This window comes from Vibrio sp. LaRot3 (genome assembly GCF_027587025.1).
Classification (GTDB): domain Bacteria; phylum Pseudomonadota; class Gammaproteobacteria; order Enterobacterales; family Vibrionaceae; genus Vibrio.
This window is the reverse complement of record NZ_JAPPTI010000015.1, coordinates 43,411-63,900: the sequence shown is the minus strand read 5'-3', so window position 1 is coordinate 63,900 and position 20,490 is coordinate 43,411. Positions and strand designations below refer to the sequence as shown.

19 protein-coding genes are annotated in these 20,490 nt (G+C 45.7%); 5 read left to right on the top strand and 14 right to left on the bottom strand.

What is annotated here, in order from left to right; genetic code table 11:
- Positions 1–281 precede the first annotated feature (281 nt).
- A complete protein-coding gene (locus OH461_RS18600; RefSeq protein WP_270022043.1) occupies positions 282–857 on the bottom strand; it encodes a uracil-DNA glycosylase family protein in 576 nt (191 codons plus the stop codon).
- Positions 857–1,798 (bottom strand): D-2-hydroxyacid dehydrogenase, encoded by a 942-nt coding sequence (locus tag OH461_RS18595; protein WP_270022042.1) that lies wholly within the window; start codon positions 1,796–1,798, stop codon positions 857–859. The genes OH461_RS18600 and OH461_RS18595 overlap by 1 nt, the downstream gene beginning before the upstream one ends.
- 71 nt (positions 1,799–1,869) lie before the next feature.
- On the opposite strand from OH461_RS18595, the gene OH461_RS18590 reads away from it, so the two are divergent.
- Positions 1,870–2,457: a YjaG family protein gene (locus OH461_RS18590; RefSeq protein WP_270022041.1), complete on the top strand. Its 588-nt coding sequence runs from the start codon at positions 1,870–1,872 to the stop codon at positions 2,455–2,457.
- A 49-nt stretch (positions 2,458–2,506) separates the two neighbouring features.
- On the opposite strand, the gene OH461_RS18585 is transcribed toward OH461_RS18590, so the two are convergent.
- Positions 2,507–3,604 (bottom strand): CNNM domain-containing protein, encoded by a 1,098-nt coding sequence (locus OH461_RS18585; protein WP_270022040.1) that lies wholly within the window; start codon positions 3,602–3,604, stop codon positions 2,507–2,509.
- A 352-nt stretch (positions 3,605–3,956) separates the two neighbouring features.
- Here OH461_RS18585 and hupA point away from each other — a divergent pair, with 352 nt between their 5' ends.
- Together hupA and OH461_RS18575 are read left to right on the top strand one after the other, a co-directional pair.
- Positions 3,957–4,229 (top strand): nucleoid-associated protein HU-alpha, encoded by a 273-nt coding sequence (gene hupA / locus OH461_RS18580; RefSeq protein ID WP_260261232.1) that lies wholly within the window; start codon positions 3,957–3,959, stop codon positions 4,227–4,229.
- 51 nt (positions 4,230–4,280) lie between these two features.
- Positions 4,281–4,976 (top strand): DUF1481 domain-containing protein, encoded by a 696-nt coding sequence (locus tag OH461_RS18575; protein ID WP_270022039.1) that lies wholly within the window; start codon positions 4,281–4,283, stop codon positions 4,974–4,976.
- 67 nt (positions 4,977–5,043) lie between these two features.
- Here the strand turns inward: OH461_RS18575 and purD are convergent, their stop codons facing one another.
- Positions 5,044–6,339: a phosphoribosylamine--glycine ligase gene (gene purD / locus OH461_RS18570; RefSeq protein WP_270022038.1), complete on the bottom strand. Its 1,296-nt coding sequence runs from the start codon at positions 6,337–6,339 to the stop codon at positions 5,044–5,046.
- 262 nt (positions 6,340–6,601) lie between these two features.
- The gene (purH, locus tag OH461_RS18565; RefSeq protein ID WP_270022037.1) at positions 6,602–8,194 is read right to left on the bottom strand and encodes a bifunctional phosphoribosylaminoimidazolecarboxamide formyltransferase/IMP cyclohydrolase; all 1,593 of its coding nucleotides are present in this window, start codon (positions 8,192–8,194) and stop codon (positions 6,602–6,604) included.
- Between the two features lie 263 nt (positions 8,195–8,457).
- On the opposite strand from purH, the gene zntR reads away from it, so the two are divergent.
- Entirely contained in the window at positions 8,458–8,895 is a 438-nt protein-coding gene (zntR, locus tag OH461_RS18560) for a Zn(2+)-responsive transcriptional regulator (RefSeq protein ID WP_270022036.1), read from the top strand.
- Here the strand turns inward: zntR and OH461_RS18555 are convergent.
- The 5 genes from OH461_RS18555 to prmA form a co-directional block, all read right to left on the bottom strand.
- Entirely contained in the window at positions 8,892–9,878 is a 987-nt protein-coding gene (locus OH461_RS18555) for a sensor domain-containing diguanylate cyclase (RefSeq protein ID WP_270022035.1), read from the bottom strand. The two genes, zntR and OH461_RS18555, sit on opposite strands and share 4 nt — an antisense overlap.
- Positions 9,879–10,125: 247 nt before the next feature.
- Positions 10,126–11,142, bottom strand: coding sequence for an alcohol dehydrogenase AdhP (adhP, locus tag OH461_RS18550; protein WP_270022045.1), 1,017 nt, complete (start codon positions 11,140–11,142; stop codon positions 10,126–10,128).
- Between the two features lie 240 nt (positions 11,143–11,382).
- Complete coding sequence (fis, locus tag OH461_RS18545; protein ID WP_000462885.1) at positions 11,383–11,679, bottom strand: DNA-binding transcriptional regulator Fis; 297 nt, start codon at positions 11,677–11,679, stop codon at positions 11,383–11,385.
- A gap of 23 nt (positions 11,680–11,702) precedes the next feature.
- Positions 11,703–12,671 carry a tRNA dihydrouridine synthase DusB gene (gene dusB, locus OH461_RS18540; RefSeq protein WP_270022034.1) on the bottom strand — a complete coding sequence of 323 codons (969 nt, stop codon included), beginning with the start codon at positions 12,669–12,671 and terminating at the stop codon, positions 11,703–11,705.
- A gap of 139 nt (positions 12,672–12,810) precedes the next feature.
- Entirely contained in the window at positions 12,811–13,698 is an 888-nt protein-coding gene (gene prmA / locus OH461_RS18535; RefSeq protein WP_270022033.1) for a 50S ribosomal protein L11 methyltransferase, read from the bottom strand.
- A 362-nt stretch (positions 13,699–14,060) separates the two neighbouring features.
- Here prmA and OH461_RS18530 point away from each other — a divergent pair, with 362 nt between their 5' ends.
- Positions 14,061–15,656: a hypothetical protein gene (locus OH461_RS18530; RefSeq protein WP_270022032.1), complete on the top strand. Its 1,596-nt coding sequence runs from the start codon at positions 14,061–14,063 to the stop codon at positions 15,654–15,656.
- Positions 15,657–15,725: 69 nt separating this feature from the next.
- Here OH461_RS18530 and accC read toward each other — a convergent pair whose 3' ends face one another.
- From accC to acs, 4 genes are all read right to left on the bottom strand, one after another.
- A complete protein-coding gene (gene accC, locus OH461_RS18525) occupies positions 15,726–17,069 on the bottom strand; it encodes an acetyl-CoA carboxylase biotin carboxylase subunit (RefSeq protein ID WP_270022031.1) in 1,344 nt (447 codons plus the stop codon).
- Between the two features lie 14 nt (positions 17,070–17,083).
- Entirely contained in the window at positions 17,084–17,548 is a 465-nt protein-coding gene (accB, locus tag OH461_RS18520) for an acetyl-CoA carboxylase biotin carboxyl carrier protein (protein WP_270022030.1), read from the bottom strand.
- Positions 17,549–17,605: 57 nt separating this feature from the next.
- Entirely contained in the window at positions 17,606–18,055 is a 450-nt protein-coding gene (gene aroQ, locus OH461_RS18515) for a type II 3-dehydroquinate dehydratase (RefSeq protein WP_270022029.1), read from the bottom strand.
- Positions 18,056–18,347: 292 nt separating this feature from the next.
- Positions 18,348–20,300, bottom strand: a complete 1,953-nt coding sequence (acs, locus tag OH461_RS18510) for an acetate--CoA ligase (RefSeq protein ID WP_270022028.1) — start codon at positions 20,298–20,300, stop codon at positions 18,348–18,350.
- Between the last annotated feature and the right edge of the window lie 190 nt (positions 20,301–20,490).

Here is a 20,490-nt window from a genome sequence, read left to right as displayed (position 1 = left end):
TTAAGACAAAGCCCTAGCAGAAATGCTAGGGCTTTTTCGTTTGCATTGTACTAGTTTGCTCTACGAGCAAATGAGTCCCGATCGGGCGCGAGTCCAATGGAATGCCAGCCCAGCCGACCTGCCACTTATTTAGAAAACCAGTCTTCGGACTGGGTTTTGTCGTTTTTAAGCAAACAGAATTGGTCAGAGGTTTTGCTTTCTAGATCGTTTCGGTGCTTATTCATAACAAAGCCCTGCTAGTCTTAGCAGGGCTTTGTTATATCTATAGCGGTTGTATTGGGTTAACTATTTAAGTGCTGATGGACGTATTGGCGTATATAGGCGATGACTTCTTCTTCAAACCAAGGGTTTTTCTTTAACCACAGTGTATTTCGTGGAGAAGGATGGGGTAGAGGAAGGTATTGAGGTGCCCATCGTTGCCACTGGCGGACGGTTTCTGTAAGTGTCTTAGGTTTATCATCTAAATAATGATTCTGGGCGTACTGACCAATTAGCAGTGTCATACCGACATTGGGTAGGTGGTCTAGTGGTTTTTGATGCCATAATGGCGCGCATTCTTTTCTGGGCGGTAAATCGCCGCTGCTGCCTTTGCCCGGGTAACAAAGACCCATTGGCATTATTGCTATTTGCTTAGGGTCATAGAACTGCTCTGGGAAGAGTTGTAGCCACTTTCGCAGCCTATCGCCGCTAGGATCATTCCAAGGTATCGATGTTTGGTGTACTCGAGTTCCTGGCGCTTGGCCAATGATCAGTAGCTTAGCTTGTTCACTTGCTTGAATTATAGGGTTTGCACCTAGCGGCAATTCAGTCTCACACCTCTTACATTCCCTAACTTGTTGTAATAACTGCTCTAGCATTAATAGCCTTTCTCTAAATCCACTTCGTGTAGCAAATGAAAGCCATCTGTTAAGCGCTGGTAGTTTTCGGCAAAGATCTCTATGACGGCCTCGGGTTGGCTTAGTGCTGAAACATGTGGCGTTAGCGTTACCTGCGGATGTTCCCAGAAGGGGTGTTCGCTTGATAGCGGCTCTTGTTCAAATACATCAAGAAACGCATGCTGCACTGCACTATGTTCTAAGGAGTCATGCTCTAAGGCATTGAGTAAACTTTTCTCACACAACACACTTCCTCTACCTACGTTAAATAGCAGTACGTCATGGCATTTGTTTAGTGTGTCTTGATTTAGCAGGTGATAAGTCTCAGGGGTGCTCGGTAAGGTATTGACGACAATATGGGCACGGATAAGTGCGTTGTCGAGCTCTTGTACATGATAGGTATCGTCGAACGGCGAGTTCATGGCTGGAATACCACTTCGATTGACACCTATGGTTCTAATACCAAAAGCTTTCGCGACTTTAGCGAGATGTTTACCAATAGAGCCAGTACCAAGTATTACCATGACTTGGTCTTGAATCGATTTGTAAGGCTGAGGTTGCCAAGCGTGTTGTGTTTGGTCTGCTGCGTATTGGTTAAAGTCGCGATAGTGCTGTAGTAGATAACCCAATACATATTCCGCTATTTGTTGGCCAAAGATACCTTTCACATTGGTCAGGTAAACGTCTTTATCGAGTAACTTTGGCACAATGGCATCTACACCTGCATAGACGGATTGAAACCACTCCAAACTGTCAAACTCATCGATTTGCTGAGCGGCTTTGGGTGGAGAAGCTAATAATATCGTCGCGTGAGCTTTATTAGTTGTGATTTCTATATTTGGCAGACTAAGCTCTTTAAAGAGTTGAAGGTACTTGTCATCATTCTCGGTAAGAATGTAGAGCTTATGGGTGAAATTGTTCATCAGCTTTCCTTTTTTCCGTTCTGGTTATCAAGTACACTTCCGCTGTATTTTTCTGCAACTAACGAGTCCCTATGCTACAGAATCCGCTCCAACTTCGTCTTGAGAAGTTAGAACCTTGGAAACAGATTACCTTTATGGCTTGTCTGTGTGAACGTATGTACCCTAATTATGCAATGTTTTGCGAAAGTACCAAGTTTGCTGAACCACGAATTTATCGTGACATCCTCGATTCAATCTGGGAGCAACTCACGGTTAAAACCGCTAAGGTTAACTTTGAGCGCCAGCTAGAGAAACTAGAAGAGATCATTCCGACCTCAGAAGATTTTGATTTTTACGGAGTTTACCCAGCGATTGACGCCTGTGTATCGCTATCGACTCTGTTGCATGGCCTGCTTGATCGTGATGATCTGTTGGATCGTATGTTGGAAGTCAGCCAGCAATCGGTCATGACCGTAGTACAACTTGAAGAAGCGCAGACTGGCGAAGAAATTACAAACAGCAATCAAAAAGAAAATGAAGCAGTTTGTGGTGAGTGGGATGTTCAGTGGGCTATCTTTAGACCATTAAAAGATGCTCAAGAGCGCGATATCGAATTGATTAAAGATTTGCGTGCTGAGCTGAAAGAAGAAGGTGTAAGTAACATCGGTGTTGCTTTATAAATAGAATTGAAAAGGGAGCCGAGGCTCCCTTTTTACTTGATGGCTGAAACTACTTGTTCTCTTTAGAGTTAGTGTCTGGTTGTTCTAGCTCTTCGTCGTCATCACGGCTTTCAATTACGCCATGGCGCTCTTTCCATTTTTCCCAACGTTCAAACGCGAGCTCTTGCATGTCTGTTGCGCGATCCGCTTCATCGACAATCTCCTCTCCAATGAGGTGTTCAAAGATATCTTCAAGAGTTAATAGACCTTGAACAGTGCCGTATTCATCAACCACCATAGAAAGCTGAAGACGCTTTGATAGCATTTGGTCAAACGCTTTTGGTAGTGACATGGTGTTAAGTATTACGTGTACAGGGCGCATTACGGCACCTAACTGTTTATCACCACAGCCTGATTGTTGCAGTTTAAATAGCTCTAAACGGTGCACGAAACCAATGATGTTATCGTTAGATTGGCTGTACACCAATGGACGAGAGAAAGGCGTATCACGGTGTTCAGCTAAGAACTCCTTGATAGTCATTTCTGCATCGACACGGAAAACCACTGGGCGAGGTGTCATCACCTGAGTAACGGGCACATCTTGAATGCCAAGTAGGTTGCTTAAGATCTTCGATTCGCCTTCAGCAAACTCACCACTTTCTTTTGCAAGAATAGCCATCGCCGAAAGTTCATCGCGCATCTTAGGCGCTTCATGGCCTCGTGCTAGACGTTTCGTGATTTGCTCTGAGAACCAAACAAATGGGGTGAGTGCCCATACCATCCAACGTAGCACATTTGCCGCTGCTGGCGCGAGTTGACGCCAGTATGTGGCACCAATGGTTTTAGGTACGATCTCAGACAGTACAAGAATGCCTAAGGTCAGTACGCCAGAGAATACACCTAGCCACTCACTACCAAAGACGACCGCAGCTTGTGCACCGGCTGTCGCAGCACCAATAGTATGGGCAATGGTGTTTAAGGTCAGGATCGAAGCAAGTGGTCGGTCGATATCTTGCTTTAATGCTGACAGTTTATCTGCGGCAGGATGGCCTTGTTGGCGCATTTGAGCCAAGTAACTTGGAGTAATACTTAAAAGTACAGCTTCAAGAACTGAACAGATAAATGACACGCCAATCGCGACAGAGACGTATATTGAAAGCAGTAACATGTTGTTCCTATAAAGTAGTCACCACGACCTAACTTTGCTGCGCATACACATTCTATTGATGAATAAAATTGGTGTTTCGCTATGCCTGGGCATTATTGGTGTGAGTATTTTGTATTCGCTTAAGCCCCGTAATATCAGGCTTCACGTAGCTCTAGCGATTTATAAATAAGGTTAAATTGGTTGAAAAACAAGTATTCATTATGACTCACAAAGTAACAAATTGTGAGTTATTACTCATATTGTGGTTAAAAGTACGGCATTGAAGCCAAAGAATCGCTACAAACCTTTGCCAGATGGGGCATTTATGTTTTAGAGTGAGTTGAATTCGATAACACATGAGAAGGGAAACCTAATGAACAAGACCCAATTAATCGACTTTATCGCAGAGAAAGCAGACCTATCTAAAGCGCAAGCTAAAGCTGCTCTTGAAGCTACTCTTGAAGGCGTAACTGGCGCACTTAAAGAGGGTGACCAAGTTCAACTAATTGGTTTTGGTACATTCAAAGTGAACCACCGTGCTGCACGTACTGGCCGTAACCCTAAAACTGGCGCAGAGATTCAAATCGCTGCTGCTAACGTTCCTGCATTCGTAGCTGGTAAAGCACTAAAAGAATCAGTGAAATAATATAGAATGCACCGAGGCTGCTTTAGGCTTCGGTGCATACTTAAATCTCCTATGAAAAAATTCCTTCTACCTTCACTCATTACTTCTTTTCTTCTTGGCTGTTCTTCCAGCTCAACCGATTTGTCTTTAGAACAACTGTCTCAGTATTCTGGTGGTCAGAGTATGGGCGATGCGACCAGTATGTATTGGTACACAGAGCGTCTTACCCTACCGATTAAAGCCGCAGATTACGTAACGGTTGGTGATTACGGTTGGTACAAGAGTAATTACCGTTGGGAAAGCGGCAGCGTAAGAGAACTAAAGCGTGAGGGCGAGCAACTTAAAGATGATCAAGGACTCGTTCCTTACAGCATTCATGTTCGCTTTAATCAAGATGGCGAAGCGGTTTATCAGCAGTTCCGAATCGACGGTAAAGTGCTGCCCCTTAAATCAGCGAAGCTTGAACAGCTCATTCAAGAAGCGGAAGCTGTGGCTAGAAAAACTAAGCAGCAGGATAAAGCGGGTTTAGAGTTGATGCAGGGCTACTGGGATGGCTCTACGTTTGAAACCTGCAATGGTCGCAGTTATTCAGATATTGAGTTTAACCAAACGTTGCCGAGCTTTGTGGTATCACGTCTTGAAGGTATTGATAACTATCTGACTTTTGTTGGCAGTGGTCGAGTGAACCGAGTCGTGGTCGATGACTTGTTGATGCTTGCTGACGACGATCAGGAATGCATTGAACGTCCACAGTTGCTTGAAGACTAAATCGTATTGAAATGATAACAATAAGGCGCTCTCATGAGCGCCTTATTTTGTTTGGTTCGCAGAGTTATTATTCTGCGTTGTTTTCGCGCTCAATCGCACGGTAACCAATGTCATTGCGGTGGAACATACCATTCCAGCTAATTTGTTTTGCAAGCTTGTAAGCGCGTTGCTGAGCTTCTGAAACGCTGTTGCCTAGAGCTGTTGCACACAATACGCGGCCGCCGTTTGTGGTCACGTCACCAGCAGCGTTATTCGCTGTACCTGCGTGGAACACTTTTTCACCTTCCACTTCGGTAGTCGGCAAACCAGAGATGACATCGCCTTTGTCGTAGGCCGCAGGGTAACCGCCAGCAGCTAACACGATACCGATAGAAGCGCGTGGATCCCATTTTGATTCTGCTTGATCTAACTTGCCTTCAATGGCTGTTAAGCAAAGTTCTACAAGATCAGATTCCATTCGCATCATAATTGGCTGTGTTTCAGGATCACCAAAGCGGCAGTTGTATTCAATTACCTTAGGTGTGCCATCTTTATCAATCATTAGGCCAGCGTATAGGAAGCCAGTGTAAGGATGACCTTCAGCAGCCATACCTTCTACCGTAGGGTAGATCACTTCATTCATGATACGGTCATGGATTTCTTGAGTAACAACCGGTGCTGGTGAATAAGCACCCATACCGCCAGTGTTAGGGCCCGTATCTTTATCGCCTACACGCTTGTGATCTTGGCTGGTTGCCATTGGTAGAACGTTCTTACCGTCAACCATCACGATGAAGCTTGCTTCTTCGCCATCAAGGAACTCTTCGATAACCACGCGGCTACCAGCTTCGCCAAATGCGTTACCTGCTAGCATGTCTTTGATTGCGTCTTCAGCTTCTTGTAGCGTCATCGCTACAATGACACCTTTACCTGCTGCTAGACCATCAGCCTTAACAACAATCGGTGCGCCTTGTTCGCGAACGTAAGCCAATGCTGGTTCGATTTCAGTGAAGTTAGCGTATGCACCCGTTGGGATGTCGTGACGAGCAAGGAAGTCTTTAGTGAATGCTTTAGAGCCTTCTAGTTGAGCTGCCGCTTCAGTTGGGCCAAAGATCGGTAGGCCAGCTTCACGGAATGCGTCAACGACGCCGATAACCAATGGTGCTTCAGGACCAACAATTGTCAGTTCAATTTTCTTCTCTTGAGCGAAAGCAACCAGTTCAGAAATGGCTTCAACGCCAATGTTTACGTTCTCAAGCTTTGGCTCAAGCGCTGTACCTGCGTTACCTGGTGCAACGAATACTGTCTCTACGTTTGGGTTTTGTGCTGCTTTCCAGCCTAGTGCGTGCTCACGACCGCCGGCACCAATAATAAGTACATTCATTTTATTTATCCTTTGATAGCTTCGCCATATTGCTAATCTCTGTGTCGAGCTTGCTCATTTATAGTTATAAACTCCGCGAGCTCTCCTTGACTTTATCAATATGGCTTTGCTTTAAAATGAAAATTAAGAGTATTTCAAATTAGCTAAATTAAATAAGTTTTGCTCAAAGTAGTTGGTGCTCACGCTATTCAACTATTCGAGGTCTCTTTAAATCAGTGGGAGCGTAGTCAACGCAGTTACCGCCCCAATGATGACAAGAGAATTAGTGGCGGAAGTGACGCATGCCTGTAAAGATCATCGCCATGCCATGCTCGTCTGCCGCTGCGATAACTTCGTCATCACGCATAGAGCCACCAGGTTGGATAACGCACTTGATGCCAGCTTCTGCTGCTGCGTCGATGCCATCGCGGAATGGGAAGAATGCATCCGATGCCATTACACAACCTTCAACCTGTAGACCTTCGTCTGCCGCTTTGATGCCTGCAATCTTCGCAGAGTAAACACGGCTCATTTGGCCTGCGCCCACACCGATAGTCATGTCACCTTTCGAGTAAACAATCGCATTTGATTTCACGTACTTCGCTACTTTCCAGCAGAATAGGGCATCTTTCAGCTCTTCTGCTGTTGGTTGACGTTTAGAAACCACTTTAAGGTCATCTTCAGACACCATGCCTTGGTCACGGTCTTGAACTAGTAGGCCACCGTTAACGCGCTTCACGTCAAAACCCGTAGTCTTCGTTGTCCACTCGCCACACTCAAGTAAGCGAAGGTTCTTCTTAGCCGCAACGATTTCTACTGCTTCAGCAGATACAGAAGGGGCAATGATAACTTCAACGAATTGACGCTCAGTGATCGCCGTTGCTGTTGCAGCATCTAGTTCACGGTTGAACGCGATGATGCCACCGAATGCTGAGGTTGGGTCTGTTTTGAATGCGCGGTCGTATGCTTCTAGGATGTCTTTACCTAGTGCAACACCACATGGGTTCGCGTGCTTAACGATGACACACGCTGGCTCGTCGAATTCTTTCACACATTCAAGAGCTGCGTCTGTGTCAGCGATGTTGTTGTAAGAAAGCGCTTTACCTTGAATTTGGCGAGCCGTCGAAACCGATGCTTCTTCAGGGTTTGCTTCAACGTAGAATGCAGCTGCTTGGTGGCTATTCTCACCGTAACGCATGTCTTGCTTCTTCTCGAATTGCTGATTGAAAGTACGTGGGAATTTAGACTCTTCGTCACCTTCTTTGTTCTCACCGTAAGATGGAACCATAGTGCCGAAGTAGTTAGCGATCATGCCGTCGTAAGATGCTGTGTGCTCAAATGCTGCAATAGCTAGGTCGAAGCGAGTCTCTAGAGTCAGAGATTTCTCATTTGCGTCCATTTCAGCGATAACGCGCTTGTAGTCGTGTGCGTTAACAACGATAGTCACATCTTTGTGGTTTTTTGCCGCAGAGCGAACCATTGTAGGGCCGCCGATGTCGATGTTCTCAACAGCATCAGCAAGAGTACAGCCTTCTTTAGCAACGGTTTCTGCGAATGGGTATAGATTAACCACAACCATATCGATTGGGTTGATGCCATGCTTTTCCATTACGTCGTCATCTTGACCACGACGACCTAGCACACCACCGTGAACTTTTGGGTGAAGCGTTTTAACACGGCCATCCATCATTTCTGGGAAACCAGTGTAATCTGAAACTTCCGTTACTGAGATACCTTGCTCTGCGAGTAGGCGAGCCGTACCGCCGGTAGACAAGATGTCGACACCACGATCAGCGAGTGCTTGAGCAAACTCAACAATACCTGTTTTGTCTGATACGCTGATAAGCGCGCGGCGAATTGGACGAGCGTTATTCATGCTTCTGTTTTCCTCAAATTCACGAATTAAAAGATGTTTGCCAAAAATGAACTTGTTTCTACATATTGAAGTAGAATATTGGCCAGTTTTGGTAAAGACCTTTACTCGAACTCTTGAGCATAAAGTAAGCTCTGAATTTGATGGCGCACATTCTAACTAATTTATTACAAAAAAGCTCGCGCAATCGTTTGGCATCTCAAAAATAATTGTGAAAAAGGCCATCTTTGGCTTTAAAAGTAACGAGATAGTTAATAAGGAAAGTTATGTTTCAGATAGGCGAACTGGCAAAACGTTGTGGTGTGACGACAGATACACTGCGTTTTTATGAGAAGAACACCTTAATTAAGCCCGCTGGTAGGAGTGAATCTGGCTATCGTTTATATAGTGAAGAAAATCAAAAGCAGGTGGCTTTTATCCTTAAAGCGAAAGATTTAGGGTTGAGTTTAGAAGAAATCAAAGAGCTACTAGAGATCAAATTAGAGGCGACAGAGCATAGTTGTGCTGAAGTTAAGGCCATCACTTCCGCTAAGTTAAAGGTGATTGACGCTAAAATTGCTGAATTGACCAGAATTAAAGTGGCGCTTAAGAAAATTAATGATGCGTGTTGTGGTGATGTGGATGATGATGCTAGCCATTGTTCAATCTTGGGGGCATTAGCCAGTGAAGAAGTCCACCATGGCTCATGTTGCGATGAACATTAACTTGCTCGAAGAATGCGCGCTTTAGTCGGTGACTGAATTTTAAGATCAGGAAGATTGCTGTGATAAATTGTCACTTGATCTCGGCCAGTGCGTTTTGAGTAGTACATGGCTTTGTCCGCTTCAACCAGTAAAGACTTCACGGAACTGACATCACTGTTTAGCTCAGCAACACCAATGCTAACCGTAGGATGGATTGAATGCCCATCGACATGACAAGGGGTATCGGTGATGGATTGGCGAATACGTTCAGCAATGTCATACGCTTGGATTGCGTTGGTATTGTTTAGCACGATACCGAACTCTTCTCCACCTAGACGACCAATGTAGTCTGAGCCGCGAATCAACCCTTTACATATCTGAGCGACTTGAGCGATCACTGCGTCGCCTGATAAGTGGCCGACGAGATCATTAATTTCTTTGAAGTGGTCGATATCAACCATCAAGCACGCAAGGTTATGACCACATTGGCTGTTTGTATTGAAGTCACGCTCTAGATCGTTAATAAACGCACGTCGGTTCAATACCCCAGTTAATTCATCGGTCTCAGAGAGCTTTTTCAGTTCTTTTTCTAACAAGTGCGCTTTGGTGACATTACGCACAGACCACATCACCTGTGGCTTTAAAGAGCTAGAGTCTACGTATTTGATGATGGCTTCGAACCAACTCTCTTCCGGGTGCTCTAGCTGCTGAATCTCTTCAATTGGGAGCAAAACATGATCATGCAGCTTCACGCTATAACGAACGACTTGAGTTTCTTGGCTTTCGATAACTTTATCGATATGGCGTTGTAGTTCTTGGGCTTTGCTGGTGGAGAAAACGTCGCTGAGATGTAGGCCAATATAGCTTTTGGCATCGAATGAATCTGAATGGTAGTTGCCACCAAAGCTATCTACATAGTGGCCATGCTCGCTTAGCAGGAAGACATGATCTGGCAGAGCGTTGAGTAGAAAATCTAACCACTCCTCGCGACTTTTAGTCATCATGAACTGCATCCTGTACGAACAACGAAACAGTCATTTTATCTAATCAGATGAATATGGCAATTATGTTACTTCACATAATAACTAATTATTTTTATTGACTTAATTTCAAATGCTTTAACAAATATACTTAGTTATGAGATTAGGTTTATATCTAACGGTTGGTTTGTCTTTAGAACATCATGCTAGTCATGAGGTAAAGTACTGGTGATAGAGCAAGGCCAATCTCTGGCCTTGCTCACGACTAACGTTACGCCATTTCCATCACAATACGGCCTGTGATTTCACCTTTTTCCATATCAGCGAAAATATCGTTGATATCTTCGAGTTGTTTTACTTCTGTTATGGCTTTCACTTTGCCTTCAGCGGCAAACTGTAGGCATTCTTGTAGGTCTTTACGTGTACCGACAATCGAACCAATCACCTTAACGCCATTTAAGACGGTGTCGAAAATAGGAATAGGCATTTCTTCAGGTGGAAGGCCAACCAGTACGCATGCGCCGCCACGACGAACAGAGGCGTAAGCTTCTTGGAAAGCAGGTTTAGAAACCGCTGTACATACAACGCCATGAACACCACCTGAGGTGATCTCACGAATGCTTTCTGATGGGCTTTGTTTCATAAAGTCGATACAGTGCTGTGCGCCTAGCTCTTTGGCAAGCGCGAGTTTATCTTCACCCGTATCTACCGCGATTACGTTCATACCCATCGCCACTGCGTATTGAATGGCTAAGTGACCGAGGCCGCCTGCACCGACAATCGCAACCCATTGACCGGGTTTGACACCAGTGACCTTGAGCGCTTTATAAGTGGTGACACCGGCACAAAATAGCGGTGCAGCGTCGACGTAGCTTAAGCCATCTGGAATCTTAATCGCATACTCGCCATTAGCTAGGCAGTATTCTGCGTAACCACCATCGACAGAGTAACCCGCGTTGTGTTGGTCTAGGCACAAGGTCTCTTGACCTTCTAGGCAGTAATCACAATGACCACATGCACTGTATAACCAAGGCACGCCGACACGGTCACCCACTTTGAGGTGGTGGATCTCACTGCCAACTTCAACAATCTCACCGACGCCTTCATGGCCCGGTACAAGTGGCATCTTTGGTTTTACAGGCCAATCTCCATGACAGGCATGTAAATCGGTATGGCAAACACCACACGCGTGGATTTTTACCAATACATCACGCGCTTTTACGTTGGGTAGCGGAATGTCTTTAATGACCAGTGGGCCTTTAAATTCACTAACTACTGCAGCTTTCATCATCTTTCTTCTCCGTTTGGTTAATGAAAACGATAATCATTCTTGATCGATAATGTGCTACAAACATTGATGTGAGTCATAAAAAAAGTGCTACAAATCGTAGGGTTAATTAAGAGGGAGGGCGAATTAAGTGGAAGAGCAACTGGCAAATGCTGTTGTCAGGCGGCGCTACGACAGATAGAAGGCATAAAAAAACGCGCTTGAAACAAGCGCGTTTTTTTGGAACTCAAATAAGGCTGATTAGTTCATGCCGTATTTTTTTAGTTTCTTACGAAGAGTACCGCGGTTGATACCCATCATAGTTGCTGCGCGAGTTTGGTTACCGCGAGTGTACTGCATGATGGTGTCTAGTAGTGGCTGTTCAACTTCAGCTAGAACTAATTCGTATAGTTCTGTAACTTCTTGGCCGTTTAGTTGTGCCAAGTAGTTTTTAAGAGACGCTTTAACAGAATCACGTAGTGGTTTTTGCGTGATTTGATCTTGTGAAGTTACTGTTGTTACTGTTAATGCTTCTGAAGTCAGATTTTGTTCGAACATATTCGGTCTAGCTCTTCTCGTAATTATGGTGCAACGTTATCAAAATAACCTTCGAGCGCTTCAAGTTGCAGCGGTGCTGCATCGATAGCGTTGAAGGTACGGCGAAACTCATTTGCTTGTTCATGCTCTTTTAGGTACCAACCCACATGCTTACGAGCGATGCGAGGGCCTAAGTACTCTCCATAGAATTCATGTAGAGCAACAACATGAGCCAGCATTATGTCTTTCACTTCCTGCACAGGAAGATCAGGCATAGCAGTGCCGTTTTCCAAATAGTGTTGGATTTCTTGGAAAATCCACGGACGACCTTGGGCAGGGCGTCCAATCATCAAAGCGTCTGCACCGGTATATTCCAGTACAAATTTGGCCTTCTCTGGGCTATCGATATCACCGTTTGCGATAACCGGAATAGAGATGGCTTGTTTTACCGCTTTAATGTTGTCGTATTCGGCCTCTCCTTTGTACATACAAGCTCTAGTTCGCCCATGGAGCGCTAACGCTTGAATGCCGCAGTCTTCGGCTAATTTAGCGATTTGGACACAGTTTCTATTGTCTGCATCCCAGCCAGTACGGGTTTTCAATGTCACAGGGACATCCACTGCATTGACTACCGCTTTCAGAATATCTTCGATAATTTCTGGAAACTTAAGCAGTGCAGAGCCGGCTAGCTTCTTATTCACTTTTTTGGCTGGGCAACCCATGTTGATGTCGATGATTTGCGCACCGTTTTCAACACTGAATTGAGCTGCCTCGGCCATAAGCTGAGGATCAGAACCCGCAATCTGTACTGAGCGAATGCCCGATTCACCTTCGTGTACCATGCGTTGTTTTGATTTAGACGTATTCCATAGCTTCGGGTTTGCGGACATCATTTCACTGACAGCCATTCCCGCGCCATAGCGGAGACACAACTCTCGAAATGGTCTATCGGTGACACCGGCCATCGGGGCCACGATGAGATTATTCTTAAGTTGATGATTTCCTATTTTCAAAACGTCTTCACAGTTCTGTACCAGCAAGGGCGCGCATTTTACGCATTTTTTTACTGTGTGAAAAGACTAATATTTGAGCATTTACAAATTGTTTTGCTAATTCGCATAAAATTCAAACAATTATGCTCGAAATCCTTGCCTAGCCTTGCTTGCGACCGGAGATTCGACACCACTCTGTTTGTGATGCGATAGGATCAATGTGAAGCTCGTCACGATAATAGGTGGCTACATCTTCAGCTTGAGTATCCAAAACACCCGACATCGCAAGTTGGCCGTTTGGCTTGATGAGCCCCTTGATGATAGGTGATAGCTCACGCAGTGGTGCAGCAAGAATATTGGCAACAACCACGTCTGCAATGAGACCTTCAGGTTGGTTTTCTGGTAGGTAAGCTTCAAGTTGATCAGCCACGCCATTGCGCTGTGCATTCTCTTTTGAAGCGACAAGCGCTTGCGGGTCAATATCAATACCCACGACTTTTTCTGCGCCTAGTTTGATGGCGGCAATGGCTAAGATGCCTGAGCCACAACCAAAGTCGATGACTGTTTTGCCTGTTAGGTCGATACTTTCTAGCCACTCAAGACATAGAGCGGTGGTTGGGTGCGTCCCCGTACCAAATGCAAGGCCAGGGTCTAGCATTACGTTTACCGCTTCTGGATCCGGCACATCGCGCCAGCTTGGGCAAATCCAAAGACGTTCGCCAAATTTCATTGGGTGGAAGTTATCCATCCATTCGCGTTCCCAGTCCTTGTCTTCAAGTTGTTCTACTTTGTAAGCAAAACCTTCAGCGAGCATGTTACTTGCTTTGATTTGCTCAACCACCCAGTTGGTGTCAGATTCTGCGTCATACAGCGCTAGGATATCGGTATCACCCCATAAGCGAGTTTCACCTGGCAGAGGTTCAAATACCGGGTTGTCTTTTGCATCTAGGAAAGTGACCGACAGTGCGCCCGTTTCTTCCATTAGCATATCGCCGATTTGTTCTGCGTTTTGGTTCGTCGCGTTGAGTTTAATTTGAATCCAAGGCATGAGTATGAGCTCTTATTTGGGTTGAAAGTGTGATTGGCGGTGAGTGTAGCAGATCTTTGGTGAGAAGATAGCCGTATTACGCGTAGGTGTTTTATCAATAAAGTGCTTGAGAGTATTGCGAGAGATACATGGGATTAAGTCCCTAACATCCATGTGGGTTTGTTTATAAAATAAATTCACGTCGCGCGTGGTTTATAAGATGCTTGGGTTTGGAATAATTTTGCATTACAACTCATTAACAAATGCGATCTGTTGCACAATAAATCTGTGTTGTGATGTTGGTTCAATTATGTACGACTCTCTACCATGAAATGGAAGAACTGGATGATGGAACGCCAGTTCATTTTCAAGATGGATGTACTATGAACTTAAAACTATTATTCACTGCATCGGCCTCGGTTTTATTGACCGGATGCTTCGATGTGCCACCTTTAGAGTCTACTCATACTCGTGCCGAACAAGCTGGATTACAGAGCTATTATGGTCAGCCTGTCAATCCGAGTTCACTCGAATTTCACCAGCTTCCCCAAGATAACCAATACCTTTCGACACTGAAAAATGGTTTACATTTTGATAACTATAATTCTGATGTATCTAACTATCCGGGACCAATTGGTAGAGGGAAATTAGAACTGACCAGCCATAAATTGAGTGACATGGTGTCTGCTTGCCCAACGGTTATGTTTACAGCGGAAGGAGACATTGCGTCAGTATGTTTGTATGGCTACAGAGAGCCCCCTTATACCGCGACTTACTTGCATCTTTTCGACAAGCATACATTAGCGATAAAAGCGTCATTGGAGTTGCCGCGTAAGCAAAACCTTGGTGGAGGAGATGCTTCTGGTGGCGGTTATGCCCATATGGATGCCCAAAACCGCGTAGTCACTGCGAATACGGATCATACGATTCGACATATTCGCTTAGAGAAAGATCCTCAAGGGCTTTATAGCTGGGTAGAAGAGGAGGTGGTGGATCTCAGTGGGATCTTTGCCGTGATGCCAGACTATGAGCCCGGAGCAAGCTATCTCAATGATGGCGTTCAGGATTACCAAGGGCGTTATTGGTTCACCTTAGGCACAGGAGAAGTCGGCTATTACGATCCAAGCACCAATCGTACGGGCTATCATGATTTTGGCGAGCAACTCCAAAATCAGACAGCGATGGATCCAACCGGTGTTTATGTTGTCACGGGTGGTACTGCTGAGCAGCCAGATGTTGGGTATATGAATAAGCTGGTGGTTGAACAAGACGGCACTTTGAAAGTCGCATGGTCAACACCTTATGACAACTCTGGTAAAGGCGTGCTAGCGAAGACATCAGGCACAACGCCGACGTTATTTGGCCGCAATGACAACTACCTTACTGTTGCGGATAACGGTAAAGATCAATTGCACGTCAACATATACAACCGTACTACAGGTGAAGAAATTTGCTCCGTAGCGGTATTCCCTAAAGGCAGAGGTGGTGCAGAAGATTCGATGATTGGTTATCAAGATAGCGTGGTGATTGCCAATACAGGTAATTATGTCAAAGGTGCAAGCCCACTTCAGACTTTTAATGGCTTAGCGAAAGTAACGGTACTGACTGATGACATGTCGGTGCCTGCTGAGCAGCGCTGCGTAAAAGATTGGGAGGATACCTCGGTTAAACATACTGCGGTTCCGGTGTTATCTACGCAAACTGGCTTAATTTACACTTACCCAATTCGCGAAGGGAATAAACTAGAGGCCAGTGATCAATATGGTACCTTCCATTACTACATGGCTGGGGTTGATTGGCATTCAGGGCAAGTTCAATTCCAACGTTATATAGGCTCAGGCAAGCAGTTTGATGATTACATGCAGTCGGTGACCTTAGGAGAAAGTGGTGAGTTTATCGTGACTACGACTAACGGTATTTTGGTGGCTAAAGAGAATCTATTGTTAGATCGCAGTGAAATCGTTCACCCGCAACAATGATGGTTTGATTGATAAAAAAAATGCTCACCAAGGTGAGCATTTTCTTAATCTTCATTCGATGAAATCGGCTTATTGCAGACCAAGTTTCTTCTCTAGGTAGTGGATGTTTGCTCCACCATGTTGGAAGTTTTCATCGTTCATGATCGACTCTTGTAGCGGCACGTTAGTTTTGATGCCTTCAACGATCATTTCGCCTAATGCGTTTTTCATACGTGCAATGGCTACGTCGCGGTTCTCACCGAAAGTGATCAGTTTACCGATCATTGAATCGTAGTGAGGTGGCACTGTGTAACCAGTGTAGATGTGCGATTCCCAACGTACGCCCATACCGCCAGGAGCATGGAAACGTTCGATCTTACCCGGAGAAGGTAGGAAGCGCTCAGGATCTTCCGCGTTGATACGACACTCAATCGCATGGCCGCGGATCTTGATATCATCTTGAGTAAATGACAGAGGTTGACCTGCAGCTACACGTAGCTGTTCTTTAATAAGGTCTACGCCCGTTACCATTTCTGTTACTGGGTGCTCTACCTGAATACGAGTGTTCATTTCGATGAAGTAGAATTCGCCGTTTTCGTATAGGAATTCGAACGTACCTGCGCCGCGGTAACCAATCTCGATACATGCACGAGTACAACGTTCACCGATGTACTTACGCATCTCTTCAGTGATACCTGGTGCTGGAGCTTCTTCCACTACTTTTTGGTGGCGACGCTGCATTGAACAGTCACGCTCACCTAGGTGGATTGCACCGCCTTGGCCATCAGCAATCACTTGAACTTCAACGTGACGTGGGTTTTCTAGGAATTTTTCCATGTAAACCATGTCGTTGTTGAAGGCAGCTTTTGCTTCTGCACGAGTCATAGCGATTGCTTCTACAAGCTCAGCTTCGCTTCGAACAACACGCATACCACGACCGCCGCCACCACCAGATGCTTTGATGATTACTGGGTAGCCAATGCGTTTTGCGTGTGCTTTGTTTTTCTGCTCGTCATCATCTAGCGGGCCATCAGAACCCGGTACACAAGGTACGCCAGCTTTCTTCATTGCCGTGATTGCAGAAACTTTGTCACCCATCATGCGGATAGTATCTGCTTTAGGGCCAACGAAGATGAAGCCGCTGCGCTCAACTTGCTCAGCGAAGTCAGCATTCTCAGATAGGAAGCCGTAACCAGGGTGGATTGCCACTGCGCCTGTTACTTCTGCCGCTGAGATGATGCGAGGAATGTTTAGGTAGCTATCAATACCACGCGCAGGACCAATACACACTGTCTCGTCTGCAAGCAGTACGTGTTTAAGGTCGCGGTCAGCGGTAGAGTGTACCGCTACAGTTTTGATACCTAGCTCTTTACATGCGCGAAGGATACGAAGTGCAATTTCACCTCGGTTCGCGATGACTAATTTATCTAGCATAGCTGGGCCTCAAGTTACTCGATAACAACAAGTGGTTGGTCGAATTCAACAGGTTGGCCGTCTTCAACTAGGATTGCAGTTACAACACCAGATTTGTCTGCTTCGATTTGGTTCATCATTTTCATTGCTTCAACGATACATAGTGTGTCGCCAGCATTTACGCTTTGACCTACTTCAACGAATGATTTCGAATCTGGGCTTGGAGAGCGGTAGAAAGTACCAACCATTGGAGAAAGAACTTGGTGACCAGCAGGTACAGCTGGTGCCGCTTCTGCTTCAACTGCAGGTGCCGCCGCAGGAGCAGCTACTGGTGCTGCAACTGGAGCAGGTGCTGCTGCGTATTGAACTGGAGCCGCTACAGGTGCCGCTGCGCCGTGACGGCTGATGCGTACCGATTCTTCACCTTCAGAGATCTCTAGCTCAGCAATGCCAGATTCTTCAACTAATTCGATCAGTTTCTTGATTTTACGGATATCCATCTTTTCTTTCTCTTTAACTTGTGAGTAAGACAACCAGTGCGGTTGTAGAGTGTTAGGTTACTTTGCCTGCAATTTTGTAATGGCAGCAGACAGAGCAAATTCATAGCCTTGCGCGCCTAAACCACAAATAACGCCCTGTGCTTTGTCTGACAGGTACGAGTGGTGACGGAAGGGTTCTCGTGCGTGAACGTTGGATAGATGCACTTCGATAAATGGGATATCGACTCCCAATAAGGCATCGCGCAGTGCCACGCTCGTATGGGTAAATGCTGCTGGGTTAATAATGATGAAATCCACGTTGCCATAGGCGGCATGGATCGCTTCAATTAACTCATATTCACGATTCGACTGAAGATGCTCTAACTCAACACCCGCTTGCTGCGCTTGCGCAGTTAATATTGCGATGATGTCATCGAGCGTTTGTGAGCCATAATGTGCTGGCTCTCGTAACCCCAATAAGTTTAGATTCGGGCCATTTAGGACTAGAATTCGAGACTTTGCTGACATTATGTTGCTATCTTCCTTTATCGTGAGTAGAACAAACATGTTCCCAAATATACGATAAATCAGCACGTTTTTTGTAATAAAACTGTGCGATTTTTTAAAAATCGTCCCAGATTATAGCTAATTCAGAGCAATTAGCAGCAATTTACTGGTCTAATCACCCATATTGGCATACTTAAAGTGTAACCGAGATAACAGAATTTTGCCGCTTGAAGGGAGAGTTAGTGATCTAGAGCGGAACGGAAACACGAAAAAAAGCCGCCACGATGTGACGGCTTTGGATATTTGGGATGTATTAAGCTAATTCGGCTTTTTCTGCGATCAGCTTCTCTACTACGCTCGGATCGGCAAGGGTTGAGGTATCGCCTAAGTTACTGGTATCACCTGTGGCGATCTTACGCAGAATACGGCGCATGATCTTACCGGAACGAGTTTTCGGTAGAGAGTCTGTCCAGTGCAGCACATCCGGTGTCGCAATTGGGCCAATCTCTTTGCGCACCCAGTCTTTAACTTCTTTATGCAGCTCAGCCGTTGGGAACTCTCCATCATTCAGTGTGACATAAGCGTAAATGGCTTGGCCTTTGATGTCGTGCGGGATACCAACAATCGCGGCTTCGGCAATTTTATCGTGTGCGACTAACGCTGATTCGATCTCAGCTGTCCCCATTCGGTGGCCCGATACGTTGAGTACGTCATCGACGCGGCCAGTGATCCAGTAGTACCCATCCTCATCGCGACGAGCGCCATCACTGGTGAAGTACATGCCTTTAAAGGTTGAGAAGTAGGTTTGTTCAAAGCGTTCATGGTCACCATAAACGGTGCGCATCTGCCCCGGCCATGAATCAAGAATAACCAGATTACCTTCGGCCGCAGTTTCTTCGATAATGTTGCCCATGTTATCAACCAGCGCAGGTTGTACGCCGAAGAATGGACGAGTGGCCGAGCCCGGTTTCAAGTCAGTTGCGCCCGGTAGAGGAGCAATAAGAATACCGCCAGTTTCAGTTTGCCACCAAGTATCGACAATTGGCGAGGCTTCGTTACCAATGGTTTTGTAGTACCACTCCCAAGCTTCTGGGTTGATTGGCTCACCCACTGAACCCATAACTCTTAGGCTAGAGCGGCTAGTTCCTTCTACGGCTTCATTACCTTTCGCCATTAGGGCGCGAATCGCTGTCGGGGCAGTGTAGAGAATGTTGACGTTGTGCTTATCGACGACTTCACTCATACGTGCAGTGCTTGGGTAGTTTGGTACACCTTCAAACAGAATTGTCTTAGCGCCGTTGGCAAGTGGGCCATAAATTAAGTAGGTATGGCCAGTAATCCAACCCACATCCGCAGTACACCAGAAGGTTTCGCCTTCTTGGTAGTCGAAGACGTATTTGAACGTCATGGTCGCATAAACCAAATAGCCGCCTGTGGTGTGAAGTACGCCTTTGGGTTTGCCTGTTGAGCCTGAGGTGTAAAGAATGAACAGTGGATCTTCGGCTTTCATTTCTTCTGGCGGGCAATCAGCAGATACGTTTGCTGTTGCCTCGTGCCACCAAACGTCGCGATGTTCATGCCAATCAATATCGCCACCAGTACGTTTGAGTACTAGCACTTTAGAGACGGTTTTTACTTCTGGGTTAGTCAGTGCTTCATCAACGTTCTTTTTCAGCGGTACAGCTCGACCGCCACGCACACCTTCATCAGCCGTGATCACGACTTTAGCGTCAGAGTCGATAATACGACCAGAAAGTGCTTCGGGAGAGAAACCACCAAAGACGACAGTGTGTACTGTACCGATACGAGTACAAGCCAACATGGCTACAGCAGCCTCTGGCACCATTGGCATGTAGAGACACACAACATCACCTTTGCGAACGCCTTGCTCTTTTAGGGCGTTGGCAAACAGACACACTTCTTTGTGCAGCTCATTAAAGGTTAGGGTTTTATCATCAGCCGGATCGTCACCTTCCCAGATGATGGCAACATCATCACCACGCTCAGCAAGGTGACGGTCAATACAGTTAGCCGATACGTTCAGCGTACCATCTTCAAACCAGCGAATATCGACATGGCCAGTATCAAACGATGTGCTTTTAACTTGAGTGAATGGCTTAATCCAATCAACGATTTTGCCATGCTCTGCCCAGAAACCTTCAGGGTCAGTCACAGACTGTTGGTACATGGCTAAGTAGGTGTCATTATCCGCGTGTGTGGTGGCTTTAATATTTTCTTTTACCGGATAAACGTGGGCTTCACTCATTGCTTCTCTCCTTTGAATTCAGTTGTCTTCTCATCGATGGAAGACATCCTAGTCATCAAGACTTGCGGCAGCGTCGCGAACATAGCTTGATGATATGCAATGCTATAACTGTCAATCACAGCGCCTGTTTCTACAATTAGACTTTAGGATGAGAGGGTTAACTTCGCTAACTGAGTGTGGGTTTAAATTG